General features: G+C 66.0%; 24 protein-coding genes. 10 read left to right on the top strand and 14 right to left on the bottom strand.

The window, feature by feature from the left end; genetic code table 11:
* Positions 1-19 precede the first annotated feature (19 nt).
* Complete coding sequence (locus tag QCE63_RS31440) at positions 20-1,324, top strand: MFS transporter (protein ID WP_309838522.1); 1,305 nt, start codon at positions 20-22, stop codon at positions 1,322-1,324.
* A gap of 93 nt (positions 1,325-1,417) precedes the next feature.
* On the opposite strand, the gene QCE63_RS31435 is transcribed toward QCE63_RS31440, so the two are convergent.
* The 5 genes from QCE63_RS31435 to QCE63_RS31415 form a co-directional block, all read right to left on the bottom strand.
* Positions 1,418-2,275, bottom strand: a complete 858-nt coding sequence (locus QCE63_RS31435; RefSeq protein ID WP_309838521.1) for an SIS domain-containing protein — start codon at positions 2,273-2,275, stop codon at positions 1,418-1,420.
* Between the two features lie 88 nt (positions 2,276-2,363).
* Positions 2,364-3,374, bottom strand: a complete 1,011-nt coding sequence (locus QCE63_RS31430; protein ID WP_309838520.1) for an ABC transporter permease — start codon at positions 3,372-3,374, stop codon at positions 2,364-2,366.
* Complete coding sequence (locus tag QCE63_RS31425) at positions 3,371-4,897, bottom strand: sugar ABC transporter ATP-binding protein (protein WP_309838518.1); 1,527 nt, start codon at positions 4,895-4,897, stop codon at positions 3,371-3,373. Before QCE63_RS31425 ends, QCE63_RS31430 begins: the two co-directional genes overlap by 4 nt.
* Positions 4,898-4,959: 62 nt before the next feature.
* The gene (locus tag QCE63_RS31420) at positions 4,960-5,937 is read right to left on the bottom strand and encodes a substrate-binding domain-containing protein (RefSeq protein ID WP_309838516.1); all 978 of its coding nucleotides are present in this window, start codon (positions 5,935-5,937) and stop codon (positions 4,960-4,962) included.
* Between the two features lie 74 nt (positions 5,938-6,011).
* Positions 6,012-7,415 (bottom strand): FAD-binding oxidoreductase, encoded by a 1,404-nt coding sequence (locus tag QCE63_RS31415; protein ID WP_309838514.1) that lies wholly within the window; start codon positions 7,413-7,415, stop codon positions 6,012-6,014.
* Positions 7,416-7,626: 211 nt separating this feature from the next.
* Between QCE63_RS31415 and QCE63_RS31410 the strand changes: the two genes are divergently transcribed.
* From QCE63_RS31410 to QCE63_RS31375, 8 genes are read left to right on the top strand one after another with little or no spacing between them, the layout of a single operon-like run.
* Positions 7,627-8,268 carry a glucose-6-phosphate isomerase gene (locus tag QCE63_RS31410; RefSeq protein WP_309838512.1) on the top strand — a complete coding sequence of 214 codons (642 nt, stop codon included), beginning with the start codon at positions 7,627-7,629 and terminating at the stop codon, positions 8,266-8,268.
* Complete coding sequence (locus QCE63_RS31405; protein ID WP_309838510.1) at positions 8,265-9,251, top strand: shikimate dehydrogenase; 987 nt, start codon at positions 8,265-8,267, stop codon at positions 9,249-9,251. Before QCE63_RS31410 ends, QCE63_RS31405 begins: the two co-directional genes overlap by 4 nt.
* 29 nt (positions 9,252-9,280) lie before the next feature.
* The gene (locus QCE63_RS31400; RefSeq protein ID WP_309838508.1) at positions 9,281-10,060 is read left to right on the top strand and encodes an SDR family NAD(P)-dependent oxidoreductase; all 780 of its coding nucleotides are present in this window, start codon (positions 9,281-9,283) and stop codon (positions 10,058-10,060) included.
* On the top strand, positions 10,060-10,947 hold the full coding sequence (locus tag QCE63_RS31395; protein ID WP_309838507.1) for an MBL fold metallo-hydrolase: 888 nt from the start codon (positions 10,060-10,062) through the stop codon (positions 10,945-10,947). Before QCE63_RS31400 ends, QCE63_RS31395 begins: the two co-directional genes overlap by 1 nt.
* A gap of 5 nt (positions 10,948-10,952) precedes the next feature.
* On the top strand, positions 10,953-12,470 hold the full coding sequence (locus QCE63_RS31390; protein ID WP_309838505.1) for an FGGY family carbohydrate kinase: 1,518 nt from the start codon (positions 10,953-10,955) through the stop codon (positions 12,468-12,470).
* The gene (locus QCE63_RS31385; RefSeq protein WP_309838503.1) at positions 12,467-13,144 is read left to right on the top strand and encodes an HAD family phosphatase; all 678 of its coding nucleotides are present in this window, start codon (positions 12,467-12,469) and stop codon (positions 13,142-13,144) included. Before QCE63_RS31390 ends, QCE63_RS31385 begins: the two co-directional genes overlap by 4 nt.
* Positions 13,137-14,243: a glycerol dehydrogenase gene (locus QCE63_RS31380; RefSeq protein ID WP_309838501.1), complete on the top strand. Its 1,107-nt coding sequence runs from the start codon at positions 13,137-13,139 to the stop codon at positions 14,241-14,243. The genes QCE63_RS31385 and QCE63_RS31380 overlap by 8 nt, the downstream gene beginning before the upstream one ends.
* A gap of 14 nt (positions 14,244-14,257) precedes the next feature.
* Entirely contained in the window at positions 14,258-15,004 is a 747-nt protein-coding gene (locus QCE63_RS31375; RefSeq protein WP_309838500.1) for an SDR family oxidoreductase, read from the top strand.
* 13 nt (positions 15,005-15,017) lie between these two features.
* Here QCE63_RS31375 and QCE63_RS31370 read toward each other — a convergent pair whose 3' ends face one another.
* From QCE63_RS31370 to QCE63_RS31340, 7 genes are all read right to left on the bottom strand, one after another.
* The gene (locus QCE63_RS31370; RefSeq protein ID WP_309838498.1) at positions 15,018-15,947 is read right to left on the bottom strand and encodes an FAD-binding protein; all 930 of its coding nucleotides are present in this window, start codon (positions 15,945-15,947) and stop codon (positions 15,018-15,020) included.
* Positions 15,948-16,697 carry an electron transfer flavoprotein subunit beta/FixA family protein gene (locus tag QCE63_RS31365; RefSeq protein WP_309838496.1) on the bottom strand — a complete coding sequence of 250 codons (750 nt, stop codon included), beginning with the start codon at positions 16,695-16,697 and terminating at the stop codon, positions 15,948-15,950.
* Positions 16,698-16,711: 14 nt separating this feature from the next.
* The gene (locus QCE63_RS31360; protein ID WP_309838495.1) at positions 16,712-17,899 is read right to left on the bottom strand and encodes an FAD-binding oxidoreductase; all 1,188 of its coding nucleotides are present in this window, start codon (positions 17,897-17,899) and stop codon (positions 16,712-16,714) included.
* A gap of 113 nt (positions 17,900-18,012) precedes the next feature.
* Positions 18,013-18,798 (bottom strand): ABC transporter ATP-binding protein, encoded by a 786-nt coding sequence (locus QCE63_RS31355; RefSeq protein WP_309838494.1) that lies wholly within the window; start codon positions 18,796-18,798, stop codon positions 18,013-18,015.
* Entirely contained in the window at positions 18,786-19,559 is a 774-nt protein-coding gene (locus QCE63_RS31350; RefSeq protein WP_309838492.1) for an ABC transporter permease, read from the bottom strand. The genes QCE63_RS31355 and QCE63_RS31350 overlap by 13 nt, the downstream gene beginning before the upstream one ends.
* A 10-nt stretch (positions 19,560-19,569) precedes the next feature.
* On the bottom strand, positions 19,570-20,595 hold the full coding sequence (locus tag QCE63_RS31345) for an ABC transporter substrate-binding protein (protein WP_309838491.1): 1,026 nt from the start codon (positions 20,593-20,595) through the stop codon (positions 19,570-19,572).
* Positions 20,596-20,736: 141 nt separating this feature from the next.
* Positions 20,737-21,747 (bottom strand): LysR family transcriptional regulator, encoded by a 1,011-nt coding sequence (locus QCE63_RS31340; RefSeq protein WP_309838490.1) that lies wholly within the window; start codon positions 21,745-21,747, stop codon positions 20,737-20,739.
* A gap of 110 nt (positions 21,748-21,857) precedes the next feature.
* Here QCE63_RS31340 and QCE63_RS31335 point away from each other — a divergent pair, with 110 nt between their 5' ends.
* Positions 21,858-22,841: a GlxA family transcriptional regulator gene (locus QCE63_RS31335; RefSeq protein ID WP_309838489.1), complete on the top strand. Its 984-nt coding sequence runs from the start codon at positions 21,858-21,860 to the stop codon at positions 22,839-22,841.
* A 4-nt stretch (positions 22,842-22,845) separates the two neighbouring features.
* On the opposite strand, the gene QCE63_RS31330 is transcribed toward QCE63_RS31335, so the two are convergent.
* Positions 22,846-24,057: an FAD-binding oxidoreductase gene (locus QCE63_RS31330; RefSeq protein WP_309838487.1), complete on the bottom strand. Its 1,212-nt coding sequence runs from the start codon at positions 24,055-24,057 to the stop codon at positions 22,846-22,848.
* Positions 24,058-24,113: 56 nt separating this feature from the next.
* Positions 24,114-25,179, bottom strand: a 1,066-nt coding sequence (locus QCE63_RS31325) for an FAD-dependent oxidoreductase (RefSeq protein WP_309838484.1), incomplete at its 5' end; no start/stop codon positions are given.

The following is a 25,179-nucleotide window of genomic DNA, read 5'->3' as shown; positions in this document are numbered from 1 at the left end:
GCCCCACAGGAGACACACCTTGAGTTCCCAAAGCCCAGCCACCTTCGTGGAAGGCGCCGACACGTCTGTTTTCACCAAAGCAGCGTGGCGTCTCGTTCCCTTTCTATTCGTCTGCTACCTGTTCGCTTATCTCGACCGGATCAACGTTGCGTTCGCCAAGCTCCAGATGCTGAGCGACCTCGGCTTCAGCGAGGCCATCTATGGATTCGGCGCGAGCGTGTTTTTCGTCGGCTATCTGCTGTTCGAAGTGCCCAGCAACCTGTTGTTGCTCCGCGTGGGTCCGCGCCGCTGGATCGCGCGGATCATGGTCACGTGGGGCCTGATTTCAGCGGCGATGATGTTCGTCAAGACACCGACGATGTTCTACGTCATGCGCTTTTTCCTCGGTGTCGCGGAGGCTGGGTTCTTTCCGGCCATCGTTCTCTACTTGACGTACTGGTTCCCGGCTTCGCGGCGCTCGAAGGTGACGGCGTTGTTCATGACCGGCATCCCGATGTCCGGGGTGATCGGCGGGCCGTTGTCCGGCTGGATCATGACCGCGATGAACGGCTCGCATGGTGTTGCGGGGTGGCAATGGCTGTTTCTGGTCGAAGGCATTCCAACGGCCGTACTCGGCGTGATGGCGTTCTTCTACCTCGACGACAAGGTAAGCGACGCCAAATGGCTTACCGAGTCGCAGAAAGACACGCTCGAGACCGCGCTCAAGGCCGAACAGCCCAAGAGCGGGCTGCACTCGATGCGAGATGGCCTGATGAACCCGAAGGTGCTGCTCGTCAGCGTCATCTACTTCTTCTACACCATGGGACTGTACGGGGTCAGTTTCTGGCTGCCGACGCTCATCAAGTCCAGCGGCGTGGCTGATCCATTGCATGTCGGCTTGCTGACGGCAATTCCGTATGCGGCCGGCGCACTGGCGATGGTGTTCGTCAGCCACAACTCGGACCGGACCGGTGAACGAAGATGGCATCTGATCGTGCCCGGGCTGGTGGCTGCGTTCGGTCTGACGATGAGCGTCGTGTTCGCCCACTCCACGATGCTCGCGATGATTGCGTTGACCATCGGTACGATGGGCGTCATGACCACCATCTCCCAGTTCTGGGTCATTCCTCCGTCGTTCCTCGGCGGAGCGGCGGCGGCAGCGGGGCTTGCGCTGGCGAATTCGGTCGGCAGTATTTCTGGTGTGGTGAGTCCGTCGCTGATCGGTCTGGTGAAGGAAGCGACAGGATCGGCAGGGGCGGGCGTGCTGGCGCTCTCGGTGAGTCTGGTCATCGGCGGGGTGCTGGTGCTGTTCGTGCCTGCGGCGCTGGTGAACAGCCGCAGGTGATAACTTCAAGTTTCACACCTGAAAAGCCGGCACGGGCTGAACTCCGTGCCGGCTTTACGCTTTCTTATGCTTCGAAAGCCATTCGCTTAAGGCTCAGATTTCCCCCGTAGCCCGCAAATGCGCGAGCCGCTTCTTCATGTGCATGACGTCACGCGTGTGGTTCTCGCCGCGCCTGAGCGCCACGCTGGTCGAAAGAATATCGATGACGACCAGCGCCGCCAGCCTTGACGTGGTCGGCGTATAGACGTCGGTGTTTTCGAGCGTTTCGGCGATCACGGCGACGTCGGCGTAACGCGTGATCGGGCTGTCCGAGCCGGTGATGACGACCACGCCCGCGCCGCGTTCGCGCGCGGTGCGGGCTATCTCGATCAACCCGCGCGTGGAACCCGTGTTCGAGATGGCGACGACCGCATCGCCCGCCTGGAGCATCGAGGCCGCGATGAACTGCTGATGCGAATCCTGATGCGCGACGCACGGCACGCCGAACAACGGAAACTTCTGCTGCGCGTCCTGCGCGACGATGCCCGACGCCCCGAAGCCGAAGAACTCGATGCGGCGCGCCTTCGCGAGCAGATCGACCGCGCGTCCCACGGCCGCGAAATCGAGCTTCTTGCGAGCCCAGTCGAGGCTCGTGATGGTGTAGTCGAAGATCTTGGTGGCGACGGCCTCAGGCGTGTCGTCGTTGGCGAGCACCGAGTGCGCGGCGGGCGCGCCGAGCGCGAGACTCTGCACGACGCGGATCTTGAAGTCGCGAAAGCCGTTGCAGCCGAGCGTCGTGCAGAAGCGCAGCACGGTCGGCTCGCTGACGTTCGCGAGCCGCGCGAGTTCAGCGAGGCTCAGGTCGGGGAGGGTATCGAGATTCGAGAGGATGAACTCGGCGACCTGCCGGCTGCCGCGCTTCAGGCCCGGCCGTGCGCGGTCGATCAGTTCGAGAACGTTGATGTCGGACACTCGATGTTCCTTTGAAGGACGCCGGACGCGCAGGCTCCAACAGCGGCGCGTCCGGCGGGGTCACGCGGGGTCACACGAAAGGAACAGTTTATCGGAACGTGAAACGGCGCCAGAAGCCGCCGCCGCGCTGCGACAGCACCGCCGCGACGATGATGACGCCCATCACCACCTGCTGGTGATAGCCCGGCACGCTCGCGAGATTCATGATGTTGCCGATCACGCCGAGAATCAGCACGCCCATCAGCGTGTTGAGCGCGCCGCCCTTGCCGCCCGCGAGACTCGCGCCGCCGATCACCACCGCCGCGATCACGGTCAGTTCGTCGCCCACGCCGACGGTCGGCGCGCCGACGCCCGCGCGCGAGGTCGAGATGATGCCGGCCATTGCCGCGAGCACGCCGGACGCCACATAGGTGCCGAGCACGTGACGCGCGACCGGCACGCCGGACAGGCGCACGGCTTCCTCGTTGGAGCCGATCGCGCGCACCACGCGGCCCGCGCGCAGCCGGTTCAGCGCAACGCCGCCGCCGATGAACACCAGCAGCATGACGAGTGTCGGACCTGGAATGCCGAGATACGAATGACGGCCGAAGTCGAGCAGCGCCTGACCGGGATCGTCGACGAGAATCGGCGAGCCGTTCGACACGATCAGCGCGATGCCGCGCGCCACGGTCATCATCGCGAGGGTGACGACGAACGGCGTGAGCCGGAACCACGCCACCAGCGCGCCCGAGACGAAGCCGCACAGCGCGCCGGTGAGGAGCGTGGCGAGCAGCGCGAACCACAGGCCGTGTTCGGGGATCAGCAGCGCGCACAGCACGCTGCCGAGCGCGGCGACGGACCCCACCGAGAGATCGATGCCGCCCGTGAGCACGACGAGCAGCATGCCCACCGACATGATGCCGACGCCCGCCACCTGCCGCGAGATGTTCGCGAGGTTCGGCACGGAGAGAAAGTCGCTCGAGACGAACGACGCCGCGATCACGAGCACGAGAAGAATCGCGACCGTGTTGAAGCGGCGCGCGGCGGTCCACCATGAGGCGGCCGTAGCGCGCTGCGTGCGCGCGTTGGACGATTCCGGCGTGGCGGCGCTTTGGTTCATGATGTCATCTCCGCATGGGTATGAGTGAGCGAGGGCGCTTCGCCGGCCTCGCGTTGCAGCGACAGCGCGAGGATGCGTTCCTCGCTGTAGTCGTCGGGATTCAGTTGTCCGCGAATGCGGCCTTCGCCCATCACGAGGATGCGATCGCACAGGCCCATCAGTTCCTGATGATCCGACGAGATCACCAGCACGGCCTTGCCGCGTTCCGCCAGTTGATTGACCAGCGTGTAGATCTCGACCTTCGCGCCCACGTCGACGCCGCGCGTAGGTTCGTCGAGGATGATGAGATCGCCGTCGGCGTGGAACCACTTCGCCAGCACGACCTTCTGCTGATTGCCGCCGGACAGCGTGGAGACATCCGCGTCCATCGAGCGGGCCTTGATGCGCAGCGCGTCCATCAGCTTCGCCACCGCCGCGCGCTCGCGCCGGAAGGCCAGCCAGCCGAACGGGCCGCTCACGGAGTCGAGCGCGGCGAGCGTCGCGTTGATGCGGATCGGCATCCCGAGCACCGCGCCCTGGCCCTTGCGGTCCTCCGGCACGAAGCCGATGCCCGCGCGCACTGCGGCCATCGGCGAGCGCGCGTGGAGAGGCTTGTTCTTCAGCTCGATATGCCCCGCATCGCGCATATCCGCGCCGAAGATGAGCCGTGCGACTTCCGTGCGTCCCGAGCCGATCAACCCGCCCAGGCCCACTACTTCGCCGGCGCGCAATGAGAACGACACATCCTGCACGGCGCGGCCGCGCGTCAGCCCTTCCACCTTCAGCACGTCGGCGCCGAGCGTCGCATGGCGTTCGGGAAACAGAACGGACAGCGGGCGGCCGACCATCTTGCGGATCAGTTCGTCGCGCGTGATCTCGCCGGGCGTGACGGTATCGACGCGCTTGCCGTCCTTCAGCACGGTGATGCGATCCGCGATCGCGAAGACTTCTTCCAGCCGGTGCGAGATATAGACGATGCCCACACCGCGCGCCTTCAGGTCGCGCACGATATCGAGCAGACGGTTCGCGTCCGATGGCGCGAGCGCGGCGGTCGGTTCGTCGAGCACCAGCAGCTTGAGCGTGCCGCTCAGCGCCTTGGCGATCTCGATGACCTGGCATTGCGCCGCCGACATCGTTTCGACGAGCGCGGCCGGATCGATCTCGAAGCCGAGGCTCTCGATCAACGCGCGAGCCTTCGTGCGCAGCGCGCGCCAGTCGAGCACGGCGGGCATCGCGCCGAGGAACACGTTCTCGGCCACCGAAAGATCGGGCGCGAGTGCGGTTTCCTGATGAATCACGGCGATGCCTTCGGCCAGCGACGCATGCGGATTGCGGAACGTGATCTCGCGGCCTTCGACGCGAATCGTGCCCGCATCCGCCTGATGGCCGCCGCCGATCACGCGCATCAGCGTGGACTTGCCCGCGCCGTTCTCGCCGACGAGCGCATGGACCTCGCCCGCGTGGACGTCGAAGTCGATGCCCTCGATGGCGTGCACGCCGCCGAAGCGCTTGGCGATGCCCGAGAGAGCGATAAACGGAAGCATGATGGGTTCTCCAGCACGCTGCGCGCGCATGACGGCGCGTGTAGCGTGCGGTCGGTCCGGCTTTAGAAGATCGCCTTCGGGTTGTAGAACTTGTCGACGTTGTCCTTGCTGATGACGGCCGAAGGCGTATAGGAGATCTTCGGCACGCTCACGGCCTGTCCTTGCGCCGCCTTCACGCCGATATCCACGGCCGTGCGCGCGACCAGCGCCGGGTCGTTGAGCGCCGTGGCGCCGTACTTGCCCTGCTTGATGAGCGCGAGCGCTTCCTTCTGGCCGTCCGCCGCCGCCACCAGCGTGATGCCCTGGCGGTTCGCGCTTTCAATCGCGCGGCGCGCGCCGAGAACCATGCTGTCGTTCTCGCCGAGCACCATGTTGATGTCCTTGTTGGCGACCAGCAGGTCTTCCATCGCCTTCAGGCCGCCTTCGTCGGACCAGTTGCCCCAGCCTTGCCCGACCACCTGCACGTTGACCTTGCCGGTCTTCGCGAGCTGCGCTTCGATGATGCCTTCAAGGACGCCGTCGCGACGTTCCTTGCCCACCGGATTGCCCTTTTCGCCGGAAATGAGCGCGATCTTGAGCGGCTTGTCGCCCATCGTGTTGACGACCCACTGGCCGACCAGCGAACCGTTCTCGCGGTTCGACGATTGCACCAGCGTCAGATAGTTGGCCTTCGGATCGAGCGTGCTGTCGATCACGACAACTTTCACGCCGGCAGCCGTTGCGGCGTTCACCGCGTTGACGAGGCCCTTCGGATCGGCGGGATCGATGATGAGCACCTTGATGCCGCGCGTCACGAGATCTTCCACGTCGGCAATCTGCTTCTGCATCTTGCCCTGCGCGTCGGCGACGATGACGTCCTGACCCAGTTCGGTGGCGCGTGCCTTGGCGGATTCCATCGCGGCGGCGAAGTAGGGCGCGTTGAGCACTTTCATCGAGATGCCGACCTTGATCTTGTCGGCGGCGAACGCGGACGACGACAGCGCAAGGGCCGCAACCGCAAGTGCGATGGCGCCGGCTGCTTTCTTCATGACTCGGGACATGTCTCCTCCTTTATGAGCGCGAGCGCGCGGGTGTGATGCGAGTGATCGACTGCTGCGTCGTCGAATGAAGCGGGTCAGGCCGGAAGCAGCTTTCCGGGATTCAGCAGATTCAGCGGGTCCAATGCGTGTTTCACCGCGCGCATGGCGGCGAGTTCGGCGGGCGTACGCGACAGCGCGATCACGCCGAGCTTCTTGAGCCCGATGCCATGCTCCGCCGACACCGAACCCCCGAACTCCGCCGTGACGCCATACACGACCGCCTGCACGCGCGGCGCGGTATCGGCGGGCCAGTCGGGTTCCTGCACGACGATATGCAGATTGCCGTCGCCGAGATGGCCGTAGATGAGGATCGTCGCGCGCGGCCATTGCTCGCGCAGTTTCGCTTCGGCACGGCGCGCCGCTGCGCCGACATCGGCGATCGAAAAGCTCACGTCGAAGGACACGCGGCCTGGAATCAGGCGCGGATATTCGCCGGGCGCGTCGCGGATCGCCCAGAACGCGGCGGCGTCCGCTTCGCTCGCGGCCAGCGCCGCGTCCGCGATCACGCTGTTTTCGAGCATCTCGCCGAGGAAGTCCTCGAAGGCTTCCGCCTGGCGCGCCGGGTCCGCGCCGCTGCTCTCCAGCAGCACGTAATACGCGTGCCGTTCTTCGAGCGGCGCACGCAATTCCGGCAGACGGCTGAGCACGAAGTCGTAATAGCCCGGCCACATCACTTCGAATGCGGAGACGCCCGCGGGCAAATGCGCCTGCGCGGCGTGCAACAGCGCGGTCACCGCGTCGTAACTGCTCACGCCGCAGAACGCGGTCGAAACGGCGCGCGGCTTCGGACGCAGCCGCAGCACCGCGCGCGTGATGACCGCGAGCGTGCCTTCGCTGCCGATCAACAGATTGCGCAGGTCATAGCCGGTGTTGTTCTTGATCATCTTGCGCAGGCCGCCGACCACGGTGCCGTCCGCCAGCACCGCTTCGAGGTCGAGCACCTGCTCGCGCATCATTCCGTACTTGATGACGCGATTCCCGCCCGCATTGGTCGCGAGATTGCCGCCGATGGTGGCGCTGCCGCGCGCGCCGAGATCGAGCGGGAACATGAAGCCGGCGGCATCGGCTGCTTCCTGCACGGTTTGCAGCGGCGTGCCGGCCAGCACCGTCATCGCAGCACCCACGGCATCGATCTCCTCGATGCCGGTCATGCGCTCCAGACTCAGCGCGACCTCACCGCCCAGCATGCACGCGCCGCCCGCGAGGCCCGTCAGGCCGCCTTGCGTGACCACCGCTTGCCGGTGCGCATGGCAGATGCGCAGCGCCGTGGCCGCCTGCTCGGTCGTGCGCGGCCGGATCAACGCGATGGGATCGGCGCTCGGCGTGCGGCTCCAGTCGGCGTGCTTGCGGCCGGCGAAATCAGCGGGCAGCGTCACGATGCCGGCGCCGAGCGCCTCATGCAGCGCGGCCACTACCGCAGGCAAATCTGAATCGTGCATGGATGTCTCCCGGCGAGGCGGACATGCTTGCCCTAGCGCCAACGAATATCGTTAGTTATGTGAACGTTGACAGATCGTATCACTAGCGTTTGATTGCTGTGAAGCAGCAATTTGCTGGGGAAAACCCGGTCATAAAACGCAAAAACTTATCTTTTAACTTTACTAAAAGTAACGTTAGAATCGGCGGGACATTGATCCTGGAGAGCGCCTCATGAGCTGGCCTGAACCCCGAGCATTCGACGTCGATCTGAAGACCGGTCTCATGAACGGCACGGACACGCGTTACCGGAAGCACCTGCGCGATCTCGACGGCCTCTATGCCGACGCCGCCGCCTTCGCCGCGCTCGCGGCCCAACGCGGTGACGATGTGGTGTACGACGTGACCGACCATCGCCCGAGCGCGGCGCCCGGCGATCTCATTACCGGCGTGACCCGCATGAGCCCGGGCAAGGTGGGCAACGAGTACTTCATGACGCGCGGTCATATCCACGCGAACATCGACCGGCCGGAGCTGTACTTCGGCCTGAAGGGCTCGGGGCTGATGCTGATGGAGTCGCCGGACGGCGACACGCGCATCATCGAGATACGCGCGAACACGGTGTGCTATGTGCCGCCGCGCTGGATCCATCGCTCGGTGAATCTCGGCGGCGAAGATTTCGTGATGCTGTTCTGTTATCCCGCCGATTCGGGCCAGGACTACGCGATCATCGAGAAGTCGAACGGCATGAAGCTGCGCGTCGTCGATGACGGCGCGGGCGGCTATCGCACCGAACCGAATCCGGCATATGTGGCGCGCAGCGGCGCGGACATCGACCAGTTGATCGAGCGCGCGAGCGAAGGAGCCCCGCGATGAGTCAGGTTGCAACGACGACATACGAAGCAGCACGCCGGCCGACCTTCTATTTCATCGGCGTGACGACGGCGCAGAGTTCGATCATGCGGGTGTTTCCGGCATGGGCCAAACATCTGGGTTTGGGCGATGTCGAGATCAAGGGCATCGACTTCAAGCCGCATTCGAGCCCGGAAGCCTACCGGGAGGCGGTGCGTTTCCTGCGCGACGATCCGTTGTCAGTCGGCGCGCTGGTTACGACGCACAAGATCGACCTGTATGCGGCCTGCCGCGACCTGTTCGATGAGATCGACGACTACGCGCGCATCATGGGCGAGACGAGCTGTCTTTCGAAGCGCGACGGCAAGTTCGTCTGCCACGCGAAGGATCCGATCACGTCGGGCTTCGCGCTCGACGGCTTCCTGCCCGAGGGGCATTTCGCGGCCACGGGCGCGGAAGTCTTCTCGATGGGCGCGGGCGGTTCGACCATCGCGTTGACCTGGCATCTGATGCAGCGCAGTCGCGGCGCGGACCGGCCGTCGAAGGTGATCGTGTCGAACCGTTCGGCGGGGCGGCTGGAGGAAATCGAACGCATCCATCGCGAACTGGATCTCGGCGTGCCGTGCGAGTACGTGACCGCGCCGCGCCCCGAGGACAATGACGCAGTGCTCGCGCGGCTGTCTCCCGGCGCGCTCGTGATCAATGCGACCGGGCTGGGCAAGGACGCGCCCGGTTCGCCGCTGACGGATGCGGCTGTGTTTCCTGAACGCGCTATCGCGTGGGATCTGAACTATCGCGGCGACCTGGTGTTTCTCGATCAGGCGCGCGCGCAGGAGCGCGAGCGGCGCTTGCAGGTGGAAGACGGCTGGACTTACTTCATTTATGGCTGGACACGCGTGATCGCGGAAGTGTTTCATCGGGAGATCGCGTCAAGCGGTCCGGCGTTCGATGAAATCTGCCGCATCGCCGCCGACGCAGGCAAGCCCGCGCCGCGCGCAAGCTCGTAACGGCACTCGTCACCAAGGGGACGCTGAACATGTATATGGACAAATTCCGGCTCGACGGCAAGATCGCGGTCGTGACGGGCGCGGCGCGCGGCATCGGCTTCGCGATTGTGGAAGCGCTTGCCGAAGCGGGCGCGCGCGTCGTGCTGACGGACTTCGACGCGAAAGCGCTCGACGAAGCGCTCGCGAAACTGACGTCGTCGGGCGCGCAGGCGGAAGGCGAGTTGTTCGACGTCACCGATCCCGCCGCCGCGCAACGCGTCAACGACGCCGTGGTCGCGCGGCACGGACGCGTGGACGTGCTCGTCAACAACGCGGGCATCGCGATCTCGAACCATCCCGCCGAAACCATGAGCGACGAAGTGTGGGACCGCGTGATCGACGTGAACCTGAATGGCGTGTTCCGTGCTTGCCGCGCGTTCGGCAAGGGCATGCTGGAGCGCGGCGGCGGCAGCATCGTAAACGTTGGCTCGATGTCGGGTTTCATTGTCAACCGGCCGCAGGAACAAGCGAACTACAACGCGTCGAAGGCGGGCGTGCATCACCTGACGCGCTCGCTGGCTGCCGAATGGGGCGCGCGCGGCGTGCGCGTGAACGCGGTCGCGCCGACCTATATCGACACCGAAATGAACCAGTACGTGTACAAGAAAGAGAACGAGGAGATGTATCGCCACTGGGTGGGCGGCACGCCGATGAATCGTCTCGGACGCGTGGACGAAGTGGCCTCCGTGGCGCTGTTCCTCGCCAGCGATGCGGCGAGTCTGATGACGGGCGCCATCGTGCTCGCGGACGGCGGCTACGTGTGCTGGTGATGCACGCCGAACCCTTCGATACGCCGCTCGCCGCGCGTCTGACCGATGCCCGTCATGCGCCGGGTGTAGGCGAGGTCGTGCTGTACTGGCTGGGCCAGGCGGGCTTCGTCATCGAGACGCTGGAAGCGCGGCTGCTGATCGATCCGTATCTGTCGGACTCGCTCGCGCAGAAGTATCGCGGCACACGCTTTCCGCATGAGCGCATGATGCCCGCGCCCATCGCGCCGCATGATTTCGACCGCCTCGATGCCGTGTTGTGCACGCACCGGCATACGGACCACATGGACCCGGGCACGCTGCAACCGCTGGCGGAACGTTTTCCGTCGCTGCGCTTCGTCGTGCCGGAAGCGTCGCTCGATGAAGCGCTCAGGCGCACCGGCGCGGGCCGCGAGCGACTGATCCCGGTCGATGCGGGACAGCGCGTGCCGCTCTTCGACGGCTGCACGGTGTCGCCGATCGCGTCCGCGCATGAAACGCTCGACACGGACGAAGCGGGGCGTCATCCGTGGCTTGGCTATGTGATCGAGTTGCATGGCGTGCGTCTCTATCATTCGGGCGACTGCGTGCCGTATCCGCAGTTGCACGAGCGCGTGCGGCAGGCCGCGCCCGATGTTGCGCTGTTGCCGGTGAATGGCCGCGACGCCGCGCGCAGTGGCAACGGCGTGCCGGGCAACTTCACGCTCGACGAAGCCGTGGAACTCGCGCGCGCCGCGCACATTCCCGCGCTGATCGCACATCATCACGGCTTGTTCGACTTCAATACGCTCGCGCCCGAAGCGATCGACCTACGCATCGACATTGAACGTGAACACGGCGCACTGTCGATACACCGCGCGCAGACCGGTTGCGCGTGGCGTATCGGACCTTCGGCGCGCAAGAATGGGTAAATGACATGGAGACCTTCTATCTCGCGATCGACGTGGGCACGGGCAGCGTGCGCGCCGCGCTCGTCGATTCGCGCGGCGTGGTGCGGCACATCGCGGCGCATGAGCACGAGCAGATCGTGCCGCGTTACGGCTGGTCGGAGCAACGTCCCGCCGACTGGTGGGCGGGCGCGGCGCGTTCCATCCGACAGGCGCTTGACAGCGTGCCCGGCGCGGCTTCAAACGTGGTGGCGGTGTGCGCGTGCGGGCAGATGCACGGCACGGTGCTGATCGACGCCGACGGGCAGCTCACGCGCGACACCGCGCCGCTCTGGAACGACAAGCGCACTTTCGGTCAGGTCGCGCAGTTCCGCGCGCAGCACGATGCGGCATCGTACTTGCAAAAGACCGCGAATCCCGCGACGCCCGCGTGGCCCGCATTCAAGCTGCAATGGATCAAGGAGCACGATCCGGAGGCCTACGAACGCGCGGCCACGGTGTTCATGCCGAAGGACTATGTGAACTTCCGCCTGACCGGCGAGCGCGCCTGCGACTGGAGCGATGCATCGACGAGCTTCCTGATGGACCCGGTCACGCGCACGTGGTCGCGCGACATGCTCGACCTGCTCGGACTCGATGCCGCGAAGCTCGCGCCGATCCGCGCGCCGCTCGACCTGCTCGGCGCCGTGACGAAGGAAGCCGCCGCCGCGACGGGCCTGCGCGAAGGCACGCCGGTGCTGGTCGGCGGCGCGGATTATCCAGTGTCGGTGCTGGGCTCGGGCGTGTATGGCGGGGGCCAGGCGTCGGACATCACGGGCACGTCGTCGATCATTACTGTGATCGCCGATACGCCGATGCTGCATCCCGAAGTATCGAACCTCGTGACCTGCGATGGTTCGTGGGGCCGCTTCATGCTGCTCGATTCCGGCGGCGATGCGATGCGCTGGGCGCGCCGCGCCTTCCACGAAAACGCGCTGTCCTACGAAAGTGTCGCGCAGAAGGCGGCGAGCGCGCCGGTGGGCGCCGAAGGGCTGTTCTTCCTGCCGTACCTGACTGGCGAGCGTCTCGGCGAGCACACCAATTCGCGCGCGCAGTTCTTCGGCATCACGGCGAAGCATGGACTGGCGCATCTGCATCGCGCGGTGCTGGAAGGCGTCGCGTTTGGCGTGCGGCGGCATATTGCGCTGCTGCAACCGGACGGCGCCAAGATGGATCGGCTCGTGGCGGCGAGCGGCGGCGCGAAGGCATCGCTGTGGCTGAAGATCAAGGCGAGCATGTATCGCACGCCGATCCTGGTGCCCACGCAGGTGGAATGCGGCGTGACGGGCTGCGCGATTCTCGCCGCCACCGCGCACGGACAATTCGCGCGTCTCGCCGACGCCGTCGACGCGTTCGTGAGCTTCGAGCAGGAAGTGCTGCCCGACGAGCGCGCGAGCGACACCTACGACCGCATGATGCCGATCTTTGAGCGCCTGTACCTGAACGCGCAGCAGTTCTACGACGACCTCGACCGGCTGGCCCTCGACTCTCAAGAGCACGCACAATGATCAAAGCCATTCTCTGGGACATGGACGGCACCCTCGCCGAAAGCGAGGCGCTGCATCTGCGCACGTTGATCGCGGTGCTGGCGGAACATGGCATCGAAGCGGGCGACGAAATGCATCCGCTCATTTTCGGCAAGACCGGGCGCGAAGTGCATGCGCTGTGCCGCGAGCGTTTCGGTTTGTCCACGCCGTTTGCCGCGTGGTCGGCGTTTCGCGCCCGCGCCTATCTCGACGGCGCGCCGCATCTCGTGCCGCGTCCGGGTGCGCTGGAGGTGTATCGCGCGGCGCAACGGGCAGGCATCGCGCAGGGCATCGTGTCGAATGCGTCGCGCATGCTGCTTGAAGCCAACCTGCGCGCGCTCGGCCTCGAAGCGCCGCAACTCGTGACCGTGAGCGCCAACGACGTGCGCATGGGCAAGCCCAGCCCCGAGCCCTACGAGCGCGCCGCGTGGCTGATGCGCGCGCTGCCCGCCGAGGTGATCGTCGTCGAAGACAGTCCGACCGGCGCGCGCGCGGCCATCGCCGCGAACATGCGCGTGCTCGGCTGGCCGCCTGACGAAGCCGGCGCCGCGCTGTTTCCGCCGCCAGCGCAGATCGTCTTCACGCCGCACGAACTGGCGCGGGCGCTTGGACTCACTGATTTCTCCCTCTCCGGACAGACGGACGATCATGCCTAGAACCAGTATCTTTCCGTCGCGCTACGTGCAGGGCGCGGGCGCGCTCGAGCAACTCGGCGCGGAACTCGCGCGGCTCGGCACGCAGGCGGCGTGTCTCGTCGACAGCAGCGTTGCCGCGTTGCTCGAACCCGCGCTGGCGAAGACCAACGGCGTGCGCGTGCAGATGCGCAAGCAGGACGCCGCCTGCACCGAACGCGCCATCGCCGATGCTGCCGCGTGGGTCAGGCAATGCGGCGCGGATATTGTCGTGTCGTTTGGCGGCGGCAAGGTCGTGGATATCGGCCGCGCGGCGGCGGACGATCTGCGGCTGCCGTTCGTCTGCGTGCCGACCATCGCCGCGTCGGATGCGCCGTGTTCCGCGCTCGCCGTCATCTACGACGAAGCGGGGCGCGTGGTGCGCGACCGCTTCGTGCGGCGCAATCCCGATCTCGTGCTGCTCGATACTGCCTTGATCGTCGTGGCGCCGGTGCGCTTTTTCATCGCGGGGATCGGCGACGCCCTCGCGACCTTCTACGAAGCCGATGCCTGCCGGCGCTCCGGCGCGCGCAATCTATGCGGCGGCGTGGGCACCGCGCTCGCCTTCGAGGCCGCGCGGCTGTGCCGCGACACGCTGTTCGCGCATGCCGTCGATGCTGTCGCCGATTGCAGGCGCAAGACGGTGACGCCCGCGTTCGACGCGACGCTGGAAGCCACGGTGCTGCTGTCAGGACTCGGCTTCGAATCGGGCGGCGTCGCGGCGGCGCATGCGATCCATCACGGACTGGCGCAACTCGACAGCGCGCATGGCGTCCTGCATGGCGAGAAGGTGGCGATCGGCACGCTGGCTTCGCTGTTCCTGTGGCCGTGCGCGGACAGCGAACGCCGCCGCGTATTCGCGTTCTGCAAGGCGGTGGGCTTGCCGACGCGTCTCGCCGACATCCACGTTGACGGGGCGGACCGCGCGGCCTTGCTGCGCGTCGCGGAGCGTGCGTGCCGCGAGGGTGAAATCATTCATAACGAGCCGTATCCGGTGCATCCCGGCATGGTCGTCGCCGCGCTCGACGCGATGGACCGTTACGCCGCGTTGATGGATCACGCTGAACCTGCCACCACCCTTTGAACGAGGACGATCACATGGAACAGGCATTTCGCGCAGGACTTTTTGAAGGCAGTACGGTGCTCGTCTCGGGCGCGACGAGCGGTATCGGCCTCGCGATTGCAAGCGGCTTTGCGGCGCTCTCGGCGCGGGTGATTGCCACGGGCAGTTCCGATACGAAGCTCGCGGCCCTGCGCGCGGACCGCACGCTGGAAGGTATCCGTTTCGAGAAGCTCGACGTGCGTAGTCCCGGCGACATCGTGGACTTCGTCGCGCAACTGGATGAACTCGATGTGCTGGTGAATGCCGCGGGCGTCGCGCGTCCCGCAGACGAGTACACGGACACCGTCTTCCAGGAAGTGCTCGACGTGAACCTGAGCGCTGCGATGCGTCTTTCGATGGCGGCGCGCGACCGGCTCGAAGCCCGGCGCGGCGCGATCATCAACATTGCGTCGATGCTGAGTTTCATGGCCGACGCCGACGTGCCCGCGTATTGCGCGAGCAAGTCGGGCATCGTCGGGCTGACGCGCGCGCTGGCGCATGCGTTCGGACCGGCGGGCGTGCGCGTCAATGCGGTGGCGCCGGGCTACCATCGCACGGACATGACGAAGCCGTTGTGGCAGGACCCGGCGAAGGCGGACAAGATCGCGGCGCGCAGCGCGCTCAAACGCTGGGGTGAGGCGGACGATCTGGTGGGCGCGGCGACGTTTCTCGCGTCGCCGGCCGCCGCGTTCGTCACGGGCGTCACCTTGCCCGTGGACGGCGGCTATCTGACGGGCGCGTGAGGGCGCGCGCGGGTCATAACGCTTGCGTGAGTTGCGGAACGGCCTCGAACAAGTCGCCGACGAGTCCATAGTCCGCGATGCTGAAAATAGGCGCCTCGCCATCCTTGTTGACCGCGACGATGACTTTCGAGTCCTTCATGCCGGCCAGATGCTGGATGGCGCCCGAGATGCCGACCGCGACATACAACTGCGGCGCGACGATCTTGCCCGTCTGCCCGACTTGCCAGTCGTTGGGCGCGAAGCCCGAATCCACGGCCGCGCGCGACGCGCCCACGGCTGCGCCGAGCTTGTGCGCGAGCGGGTCGAGGATGGCGAAGTTATCCGCGCTGCCGAGTCCGCGCCCGCCCGACACGACGATGCGCGCCGAGGTCAGTTCGGGCCGCTCGCTCACGGCGATCTCGCGGCGCACGAAACGGGCGCGTCCGGTCACGCTCACCGCTTCGCGCGTGTCGATTTGCGCGGTGCCGCCTGACGCGGCGGCTGCATCGAACGCGGTGGTGCGGATCGTCGCGACCTTGATTGCATCGCCGCACTGCACGGTGGCGATCGCATTGCCGGCGTAGATCGGGCGATCGAAGGTATCGGCGTCATGAATGGCGATGACATCCGAGATCTGCGAGGCATCGAGCTTCGCGGCCACACGCGGCGCGACATTCTTGCCCGTCGCCGTCGCCGCGAAGAACAGATGCGTGTACGACGGCGCCAGCATCAGCACCTGCGCGGCGAGCGGTTCGGCGAGGCCGTCGGCGAGTTGCGGCGCGTCGATCAGGATCACGCGCTCCACGCCTTCAATGGCGCTCGCCGCTTCCGCCGCGCAGCGTGCATCGTGACCCGCGACCAGCACATGTACGCCGTTCTGCAACTGCTGCGCGGCGCTCACCGCGTTGAGCGTCGCGGCCTTGATGCGCGCGCCTTCGTGTTCGGCAATGATGAGAGTGGTCATTCAGATTACCTTCGCTTCGTTGCGGAGTTTGTCGATGAGCGCGGCCACGTCGGTCACGCGCACGCCCGCCTGACGCGCGGGCGGTTCCTTCACGGTGAGCGTCTTCAGGCGCGGTGAAGGATCGACGCCGAGATCCGCCGGGCTCAGCGTATCGACCGGCTTTTTCTTGGCCTTCATGATGTTGGGCAGCGTGACGTAGCGCGGCTCGTTCAGACGCAGATCCGTGGTGACGATGGCCGGCAACGTGAGTTCGATCACTTCAAGCCCGCCGTCCACTTCACGCGTGACCGTGGCCGTGTCCGTGCCGATCTCGATGTGGCTGGCAAACGTGGCCTGCGGCCAGTCGAGCAGCGCGGCGAGCAACTGGCCGGTCTGGCCCGCATCGTCGTCGATGGCCTGCTTGCCGAGAATCACCAGCTGCGCCTGTTCCCGCTCGACCGCGGCCTTCAGCAGCTTCGCGACGGCCAGCGGCTGCAATTCGACATCCGTGTGGATGTGCACGCCGCGATCCGCACCGATGGCCAGCGCCGTGCGCAGCGTGTCCGCACTCTGCGCCGGGCCGCAGGTCACCGCGATTACTTCGCTGGCGTGACCGGCTTCCTTCAGCCGCACGGCGGCCTCCACGGCGATCTCGTCGAACGGGTTCATCGACATCTTCACGTTGCTCGTCTCCACGCCGCTGTGGTCCGCCTTCACGCGGACGTTCACGTTGTAATCGACGACACGCTTCACTGCTGCCATGACTTTCATGCCTGGACCTTCCTTCAGGAAACCGCGCCGACGCCGTACTTGCCGGTCAGCAAGGCGCCAGTCGCAAAACGTTCGATGGAATACGGCGCGAGCGAAACCTCGGTCGGCAGGCCGAGCGCGGCTTGCGCGAGCACCAGGCCGACGGTCGGCGAGAGCTTGAAACCGTGACCGGAGAAGCCGTAGCCGATCACCAGCCCTTCGATGCCGGGCAAGCCGCCAAGCACGGGATTCCAGTCGGGCGTGACGTCGTACACGCCGGTCCACGACGAGGCAATGCCCGCCGCCTCATAGGCCGGAAAGCGCTCGGCGACCTGCGCGCCCACTTCGACGACATAGTCCATCGAAATGTCGCCTTGTTCGGTGTCGGCGTGGTCGAGCTTTTCGCCGGCGGTGCCCTCGCTCACCAGCATCTGATTGCCGCCGTAGCTGCGGTAATAGAGCATGCCCGGCGACGCGAGGTCCTTGAACACCGGCATCTGATACGTGTAAGCCGCGCCTTCGCATTCCAGCGCGAGCACCGCGTGACGTTCGGGCGAGACCGGCAAGGCCTGGCCGGTCCAGCCGGCGAGTTCCGGCGTCCAGATGTTCTGCGTGCTGACGACCATCGGCGCGGCAAAATCGCCCGCACTGGTCGAGACGCCGCGCACCTTGCCGTTTTCGATCAACAGACGGTTCACCGTGACGTTCTCGCGAATCGTCACGCCGCCGCGCCGTGCGGCGCGCGCGAAACTCGTCGCGGTCAGGTAGGCATCGGCGAAACCGGCTTCGGGTTCGAAGCCGATCAGCGCGGCATCGTCGAAACGGGCGATCGGCATCAGTTCGTGCGCCTGCTGCGCGCTCAGCAATTCGAGCGGAATGCCTTGTTGCTGCTGCTGTTCGAGCGAGGCGCGCAGGGGCTCGACCTTGTCGCCCTCGGCCGCGACGATCATGTAGCCGCTCTTCACGAGGCCGCACGACGCTTCGTCATCGCCGAGATACGCTGCGAAGTCGTTGAACACGGCCCACGACTTGCGCGCGAGCTGGACGTTTTCCTTCACCGAATAATGTGTGCGCAGAATGCCCGACGATTGCGAGGTCGTGCCCGCGCCGATGGTCGCGCGGTCCAGCACGAGCACGTTCTTCGCGCCGAGCTTTTGCAGGTGGAACGCGACCGACGTGCCGACTACGCCGGCGCCGATCACCACCACGTCATAAGTATTCACGGTTGCGCTTCCTTTGTGATGCGGATGATGGATGCAGTGTGCCGCGCCGCCTCTGCCGCGCGGCGTGCATAAGGAACAACGATGCTAAGCAGAAGCGCGGGCACGCCACGGTGTCAGACGGTGCCTTCCAGCCCCTTCATGACTTCGGCCTGCACGGTTTCCCAGATCGACTTCTTCATCTCGAGATACGCGGGCGAGAGCTGCACTTCGGCGGAGCGTGGCATCGGCAGGTCGTTGTGGATGTCCTGCACGATGCGCCCCGGCTTCGCGCCCATCACGATCATGCGCGTGGAGAGCATCAGCGCTTCGTCGATCGAATGCGTAATGAAGACGATGGTCTTGCCGCTCTTCTCATACAGCGAAAGCAGCTGTTCCTGAAGCACCTGGCGGGTCATCGCGTCGAGTGCGGCGAAGGGTTCGTCGAGCAGCATCACGTCGGGGTCGTTGGCGAGCACGCGCGCAATCGACACGCGCTGCTTCATGCCGCCCGAGAGCCTGCCGGGATAACTGTCCTCGAAGCCCTTCAGGCCGACCGCCTCGATATGACGGCGCGCGGCTTCGCGCCGCTCCGCCTTGCTCACGCCGCGCATCTTGAGACCGAACGCCACGTTCTCGCTGACCGTCTTCCACGGGAACAGCGCGTATTGCTGGAACACCATGCCGCAGGCCGGCTCGATGTCCTTCACGACCTTGTCGTTGACGAGCACGCGTCCTTGCGTCGGCTGCTCGAAGCCGGAGATCACGTTGAGCATCGTCGACTTGCCGCAACCCGATGCGCCCAGCAGCACGACGAATTCGCCCCGGGCGATATCGAGGTTGACTTCCTTCAGCACCTGCAGCGCGCCATAGCTTTTCGCGACGCCTTCGAGGCGGATCATCGGCGCATTCATCGTTGCCATGACAGCACCCCGCGTTCGATGAGGCGAAACACGGCATCGGTAATCAGCACCGTGATGCTGATGAGCACCATGCCGAGCACGACCGTGTCGGTCTGGAAGAACTCGCGTCCGTTCATGATCATGAAGCCGAGGCCTTGTTGCGCGGCGACGAGTTCAGCGGAAATCACGCAGGTCCATGAGAGGCCGAGAATCACCTTCATGCCGGACAGGATCTGCGGAATGCAGCCCGGCAGGATCACTTCGACCATGACCTGCCAGCGGTTCGCGCCGAGATTGCGCGCCGCGCGGATGAAGATCGGATCGATACTGCGCGTCGCGTCGATCACATAGAGCAGCGCGGGCGCGAACGAGCCCATGAACACGATGCTGTACTTCTGCGTTTCGGTGATGCCGAACCACAGCAGCGACAGCGGGATCCAGCTCATCGAGGGCAGCGGGCGCAGGAACGACAGCAGCGGATCGAACACGGCGCGCGCCACGCGCGACGTGCCGAGCATGATGCCAAGCGGGATCGACACCAGCGCGGCCGCAAGGAAGCCCACCATCACGCGGCGCGTCGAAGCGAGCACGTGATCGAGCAGCGCATGCTGGTTCCACATGCGAATACCGCGCGCCAGCACTTGCGACGGCGCAGGCAGGAACACGGCGTCGACCAGTCCCGCGCGGCAGATGAGTTCCCATAGCAGCAGGAAGCCGATCAACGAGCATGCGCTGACGACGAAGAGACCGCCGCCGTCACGCCATCTACGATTGGAGGCCATCCGCGCGCGCTCAGAGATAAGTGGCGTTGATCCAGTCCGCCACCTTCGGCGACTGATCGATCTGTTTCAAATCGACGAGCATGTCCGAGAGCTTCTGCACGCCGTCCACGAACGGCCCCGGCTTGCCGCCGTTGCCCACGAAGAGCGCCTTTTGCTGCGCGTGTGAATACCACTGGGTCTGCTTGAGGACGGCCATCTGCTCGTCCTGGGACAGGCTGGTGAGCGTCATCAGGATCGGCGCGACTTTCTCGGGCTGTTGCGTCATCAGGTCGTTGGCTTGCGCGATGCCTTGCAGGAAAGCCTTGGGCACCTCGGGATGCGCGCTCGCGAACGCCGTGCGGACCAGCAGCACGTCCGGTCCCGGCGTCAGCTGGAACTGCTTGTAGAGCGAGAACGACGAGTCGTCGAGCAGCAGCTTTGTGTCGGGCAGGGCGCGGATGCGGTCGAAGGTCGGCGTCCACGCAGCGGCGGCGTCGATCTGGTTGCCGCGATAGGCGGTGAGCAGTTCGGTGGCCGGCAAGTTGATGATGCTGACGTCCTTGCTCGGGTCCATGTTGGCCTGGCGCAGCACGTCGAGCAGCAACACATGCGAACTCGACGCATACGTGACGCCGATCTTCTTGCCCTTGAGGTCCGCGAGCGACTTCACATTCGCATGCACCAGCAGGCCTTCGGACTTGCCGAAGTTGTTGGGCGTGGTGATGAGCTGGAACTGCTTCGCGCCGTTGGCCATCAGCGCGAGCGCCGAGACGACGCCCGTGCCCGCGATATCGAGGTTGCCGGACATCACCGCGCCCATGCGCGCGGAGGAGGTCGAGAAAGACTGCCAGCGACAGTCGATGCCGAGCTTCGTGAAGATGTCGGTCTTCATCGCGACATAGGCCGCGTAATGCCCGAGCCACGCCGAGCCGCCGTAGTTGACGGGGACGGCCGCCGCGCGCGCCAGCGGTGCGAAGCCCGCCGAGATGCCCGCCGTGGCCGCGGCGGCGCCGATCCAGGAAGCCTGCTTCAGAAATGTACGGCGATTGCTGGTCATCGTTATGTCCGTCCGAATGAAAGGTTTGAACCGGCGGCGTGCCCGGCGTGGTCTGGTCCGCCATCGATGGTAGGGGCGAACGCGTGCTCGCCATAAAGCGGTTTGCCGAATCAGCAACTCTTATGTTTTGAAGCAGTTGGGCTAATTCGATGCTGCATTGCACGCTGCTTCGGCTTCTGCCGCATGGGCATTGAAAAGATGCGCGGGCATGCCGGGCAGGGCCGCATGCAGTCTGGGCGCGATCACGTCGCGCGTCACGGCGATGGACTCGCGCGACACGGCTTCGGCCATCGCGGACCATTCGGAACGCCGCGTGAGGATGTAAAAGTCACGATGCCCGATGCGCGTGAGAGGCAGCGGCACGACCGTCACGTCCGGCAGATGCGCACGCGATTGCCACAGGCACAGCGGCGAAGTAATCGCGCAACCGAAGCCGGACGCGACGAGGCTGAGCAGCGGATCGGTGTCATCGAACTCGTAGCGGTTCGGCGCATGGAAGTTCATGTGCTTGACCAGCCGCTCCACCTGTTGCCCGATCAACGAGCGCCCGGTGTAGCGCAGCAGCGGCAGTTCACGCACGACGTCATGAAAGTCGCGCGGCGTGCGTTCCGCGCAGAACGCCTTCGGCGCGACGGCGACAAAGCTCTCCGAAAACAGCGGACGCAATTCGACGCGCCGTGGATCGAGTGTCGCTTCGGTGCAGATGGCGAGATCGAGTTCGCGGTTGGCGAGTTGTTCGCTCAGGATCGGCGTGAGACCGGACCACATCGAAAGCGTCTTCATGCGCTCCGACAGGCGCTGCACGATGAACGGCCCGACACTGGCGGCGAACGAATCCACGCAGCCGATGCGCAGGCTCGACACGCCTTCGCTCGTCGCCGTCCGCACGTTGTGCGAGACCGCCTGCGCATGTTCGAGCAACCCGCCCGCCTGCTCGAACAGAATGCGTCCCGCTGCGTTGGGCCGCACGGGCCGGAACTCGCGGTCGAACAGCGCGACGCCCTGTTCACGCTCCAGCGCGGCGATCAGCTGGCTCACTGCGCTCTGCGTGACGCCCAGCACGCGGGCGGCTTCGGTCATCGAGCGCGTCTCGCACACGGCGACGAATGCCTGCAAGGCACGCAGGTCCACCCCGACGAATGTATTTCGCATGGCTTCCTCCTGCGCGCCATAATAGCGGGCACAAGCTTCGAACACGGCGTCTTCGCGGGTGCGCTTGCTGCTCAGCGAAGGCATGCATCGTCAACCCCACGTCGCGCGCCTTGGTCACTCACTCTTCTTCATCCGCCGCCGTGCCGCCGCGCCGGTTCGTGTTCCTGCTGGCCGAAGGCCTCTCGATGATGAGCCTTTCGTCCGCCATCGAGCCGCTGCGCTCGGCCAATCGCCTTGCTGGAGAAACGTTGTATGGCTGGACGCTCGCGAGCCTCGATGGCGAGCCGGTCGAGTCATCGAACGGCATTACGCTGGCAACGCGCCGGTTCGACGACGTGGTCAAGGAGGCCGACTACGTGTTCATCTGCGGCGGCCTGCGTCTCGCGCCCGCGCAGGAACCGGCCTTCGTCGCGGCGCTGAAGCGGGCGGCGCGCACGGGCGCGGTGATCGGCTCGCTGTCCACGGCAACCTGGCTGCTCGCGCTCGCGGGCCTGCTCGACGGCTATCACTGCACCATTCATTGGGAGAACCTGCCGGCCTTCACGGAGGCCTTTCCCGATCTGCTGTGCAGCAGCCGGCTGTTCGACATCGACCGCGACCGCATGACGTGCTCGGGTGGCATCGCGGCGATGGACATGATGCTGCAGCTCATCAAGACGCAGCATGGCAGCGATCTGGCGGTGCGCGTCGCCAACCAGTTCCACCATGAACGCATGCGCGACACCGCCGACAACCAGCGCGGCTGGCGCGACCAGAATCACGCGAGCCTGCCGCGCGGCATTCGCCGGGCGATCGAGATGATGCGTGCGAACGTGGAGACGCCGGTGCAGATCAACGATATCGGCTCGGCGATCGCCATGACGTCGCGGCAGATGGAGCGGCTCTTCCTGCGGCATCTGAACGCCACCCCCGCGCGCTATTACGTGCAATTGCGGCTGGAGCGCGCGCACGACATGCTGACATATTCGAGCGTGCCCGTAGCCGATGTGGCGGTGGCGACGGGCTTTGCGTCGCCGTCACATCTGGCGCGCTGGGTGCGCCGGGCGTATGGCATCAGTCCGACGGAGTTGCGCGCGGCGCAGCCGCGGTCTTGAGCCTCTACGCCGCTTCGAGCACCGGCGCCGTGGCGCGCAACGGCAAGGGCAGCCAGCCCTGCAATTCGCGCCACTCAGGCTCCAGCTCGGCGAAGCGCGCGAGCGACAACGACGACAAATCGGCGAACCCGCAATGCCCGTCCACGACGAGATCGCGGATCGCGTGCCCGCTCGCCGGCGACAACCCAAAGCCCACGCTCGACAAGGTCGCGACCGTCACGTTGCCCTGCGCTGCCGGTCGATCGATCACGGGCCGTCCATCCGGCGTGTTCTCGATATAGCCCGCCCAGCTGCGGATGACCTTCGCATGCGCGGCCTTCGGCAGCAGCGCCGCAAGCCGGGCCGCGATGCTGCACTGGAGCGGCGTCGAATGCGGGCGGACCTTGGGGACGTCGTCGAGCGCGAGCCATTCGTGCGGACCGCCGCCATACGCGAGATTGCCGCGCAGCGTCTGGCGTCCATACAGTCCGTTGCCGTCGATGCCGCCCAGCGGCATGAGCGGCAGCGGCTCGGTGACGATCATCTCCGCGCGCGCGGCCGCCAGCGGCACGTCGATGCCGAGCTGCGCCGCCAGCACACCGGTATGCGGTCCGGCCGCGATCACCAGATGGTCGCAGGCAAATTCGCCTGCGGGCGTTTTGACCGCGGAAACGCGTCCGCCTTGCGAGACGAAACCCGTCACCGGCGTATGTTGCAGGATGCGTCCGCCGTGATCCTCCATCGCCCACGCATAAGCCTGCAACGTGCGATGCGGATTCGCATGACCGCCGAAGTGATAGAAGTAACCGGCATGCACGTTGTCGCCCGCGAGCGGCACGAGTTCGCGCACCTGCTTGGCGTCGAGCACGTCGGAGCGCAGTCCGTGATGCTCGCCGTTCTCCAGCGCGCGCCGGTAGAGGATGAACTGCTGTTCGTCGAGCGCGATGCGGATGCGTTCCCGGCAGAACTCGGTCGGATAGCCGAGCAGTTCGTCCATCATCGGCCAGAGGCGCTGCTCTTCCATGAAAAGCGGGCTGTGATGATGCGAACAGCCGCCGCCATTGCGCCCCGACGCGCCCCAGCCCAGCATGCCTGCTTCGAGCACCAGCACGTCGATGCCCTCGCGCGCGAGCCACCATCCCGCCGACAATCCCGTCACGCCGCCGCCGACGATGACGACCGATGCGCCCTTGACCGTGCCGCCGTCCGTGCTTGTGCCTGCTGCCGATGTGTTCATGCCTGCGTGCCTCGATTGCGATTGAGAGTTGCTGTGGGAAGCCATGGCATCGAACGCTATTCGCTTGCCACCGCTTCGCCGACCTGGCGCGTGCCCGCACGATAGAGCGGCTCGACGCGCCAGAACGGCACCCATTGCGAGGCCATGCCGAACCAGCTGTCCCAATGCGCGGCGGTCGATGAGGCTTCGGCGACCTCCGCCAGCTGGCGCAGCGCGAGCGGACGCACTGGCGCTCGGAAGGTGGCGAGCGGAATCTGCGGCAGCGCGCAGCCCGAGCCGATGGCCAGGAGCGCCGCCACCTGTTCGCGGCAGCGGCGGCCCTGACACGGACCCATGCAGGCACGTGTCAGGCGCTTGACCGCATCGGGATTCGGCGGGCCGCTCCGCGCCAGCCCGGCGACGCCGCGCGTGTCGTGCGCGGCATCGGCGGGATGCCAGTCGAGATAGCGCGGCGGACGCACATCGAGAATTTCGCGCGCGGTCACTTCCTCGCACTGGCACACGAACGGCTCGCCCGCCGCGCCCACGACGCTCGCCCGGACCCATGCCACGCGGGCCTGCGCGATGTCGTAGGCGGGCGTGTCGGGTTCTATCGGCGTCGTTGCGGCGGTACTGTCCGATGTCGCGCCCAACGCATCGAGCGCTGCCCGCGCCGCGCGGCGGCCTTCTTCCCGCGCGATGTCTTCATCGCGGCTCTTGCTGGCCCATACACCGGCGCAATCGCCGGCTGCATGAATGAACGGCAGCGACGTGCGCTGCATCGCATCGACGCATACGACATGACCGCTGCGCGCGGCGTCGAACGCCGTTGCGCAGCCGGCTGCTTCGGGCAGTTCGATCGCGGGCAAAGCGGCGATGCCAAGCAGGACCGTGTCGCAATCGAAGGAGGTCGATGTGTCTGTGTCCAGCGATGCCGCTTCAACGGAGGTCACGCCATAAGCGTCGCCGTGCGCGTGCCGCACCGCATGACGCACGAGCAGGCGCGCGCCGCCCGCTTCGAGTTGCGACGCGAGCGCCGCATCGCCGAGAATCGCCTCCGCTTGCTCAATCACCGCGACAATGCGCACCCCGCGCGCCATCAGTTCGACGGCCACGTTCAGCGCATCCGTGTCGCTGCCGACG

Source organism: Caballeronia sp. LZ065 (assembly GCF_031450975.1).
Lineage (GTDB): Bacteria > Pseudomonadota > Gammaproteobacteria > Burkholderiales > Burkholderiaceae > Caballeronia.
Note: the sequence above shows the minus strand (reverse complement) of the source record. Positions and strands in the feature narration are given on the sequence as shown.

Excerpts from the sequence above, each read along its gene's own strand:
- QCE63_RS31430 (WP_309838520.1), bottom strand. The coding sequence starts at position 3,374 with ATGAACCAAAGCGCCGCCACGCCGGAATCGTCCAACGCGCGCACGCAG.
- QCE63_RS31390 (WP_309838505.1), top strand. The coding sequence starts at position 10,953 with ATGGAGACCTTCTATCTCGCGATCGACGTGGGCACGGGCAGCGTGCGC.
- QCE63_RS31400 (WP_309838508.1), top strand. The coding sequence starts at position 9,281 with ATGTATATGGACAAATTCCGGCTCGACGGCAAGATCGCGGTCGTGACG.
- QCE63_RS31410 (WP_309838512.1), top strand. The coding sequence starts at position 7,627 with ATGAGCTGGCCTGAACCCCGAGCATTCGACGTCGATCTGAAGACCGGT.
- QCE63_RS31385 (WP_309838503.1), top strand. The coding sequence starts at position 12,467 with ATGATCAAAGCCATTCTCTGGGACATGGACGGCACCCTCGCCGAAAGC.
- QCE63_RS31420 (WP_309838516.1), bottom strand. The coding sequence starts at position 5,937 with ATGTCCCGAGTCATGAAGAAAGCAGCCGGCGCCATCGCACTTGCGGTT.
- QCE63_RS31425 (WP_309838518.1), bottom strand. The coding sequence starts at position 4,897 with ATGCTTCCGTTTATCGCTCTCTCGGGCATCGCCAAGCGCTTCGGCGGC.
- QCE63_RS31330 (WP_309838487.1), bottom strand. The coding sequence starts at position 24,057 with ATGAACACATCGGCAGCAGGCACAAGCACGGACGGCGGCACGGTCAAG.
- QCE63_RS31405 (WP_309838510.1), top strand. The coding sequence starts at position 8,265 with ATGAGTCAGGTTGCAACGACGACATACGAAGCAGCACGCCGGCCGACC.
- QCE63_RS31365 (WP_309838496.1), bottom strand. The coding sequence starts at position 16,697 with ATGAAAGTCATGGCAGCAGTGAAGCGTGTCGTCGATTACAACGTGAAC.
- QCE63_RS31350 (WP_309838492.1), bottom strand. The coding sequence starts at position 19,559 with ATGGCCTCCAATCGTAGATGGCGTGACGGCGGCGGTCTCTTCGTCGTC.
- QCE63_RS31380 (WP_309838501.1), top strand. The coding sequence starts at position 13,137 with ATGCCTAGAACCAGTATCTTTCCGTCGCGCTACGTGCAGGGCGCGGGC.
- QCE63_RS31340 (WP_309838490.1), bottom strand. The coding sequence starts at position 21,747 with ATGCGAAATACATTCGTCGGGGTGGACCTGCGTGCCTTGCAGGCATTC.
- QCE63_RS31355 (WP_309838494.1), bottom strand. The coding sequence starts at position 18,798 with ATGGCAACGATGAATGCGCCGATGATCCGCCTCGAAGGCGTCGCGAAA.
- QCE63_RS31370 (WP_309838498.1), bottom strand. The coding sequence starts at position 15,947 with ATGACCACTCTCATCATTGCCGAACACGAAGGCGCGCGCATCAAGGCC.
- QCE63_RS31375 (WP_309838500.1), top strand. The coding sequence starts at position 14,258 with ATGGAACAGGCATTTCGCGCAGGACTTTTTGAAGGCAGTACGGTGCTC.
- QCE63_RS31415 (WP_309838514.1), bottom strand. The coding sequence starts at position 7,415 with ATGCACGATTCAGATTTGCCTGCGGTAGTGGCCGCGCTGCATGAGGCG.
- QCE63_RS31395 (WP_309838507.1), top strand. The coding sequence starts at position 10,060 with ATGCACGCCGAACCCTTCGATACGCCGCTCGCCGCGCGTCTGACCGAT.
- QCE63_RS31345 (WP_309838491.1), bottom strand. The coding sequence starts at position 20,595 with ATGACCAGCAATCGCCGTACATTTCTGAAGCAGGCTTCCTGGATCGGC.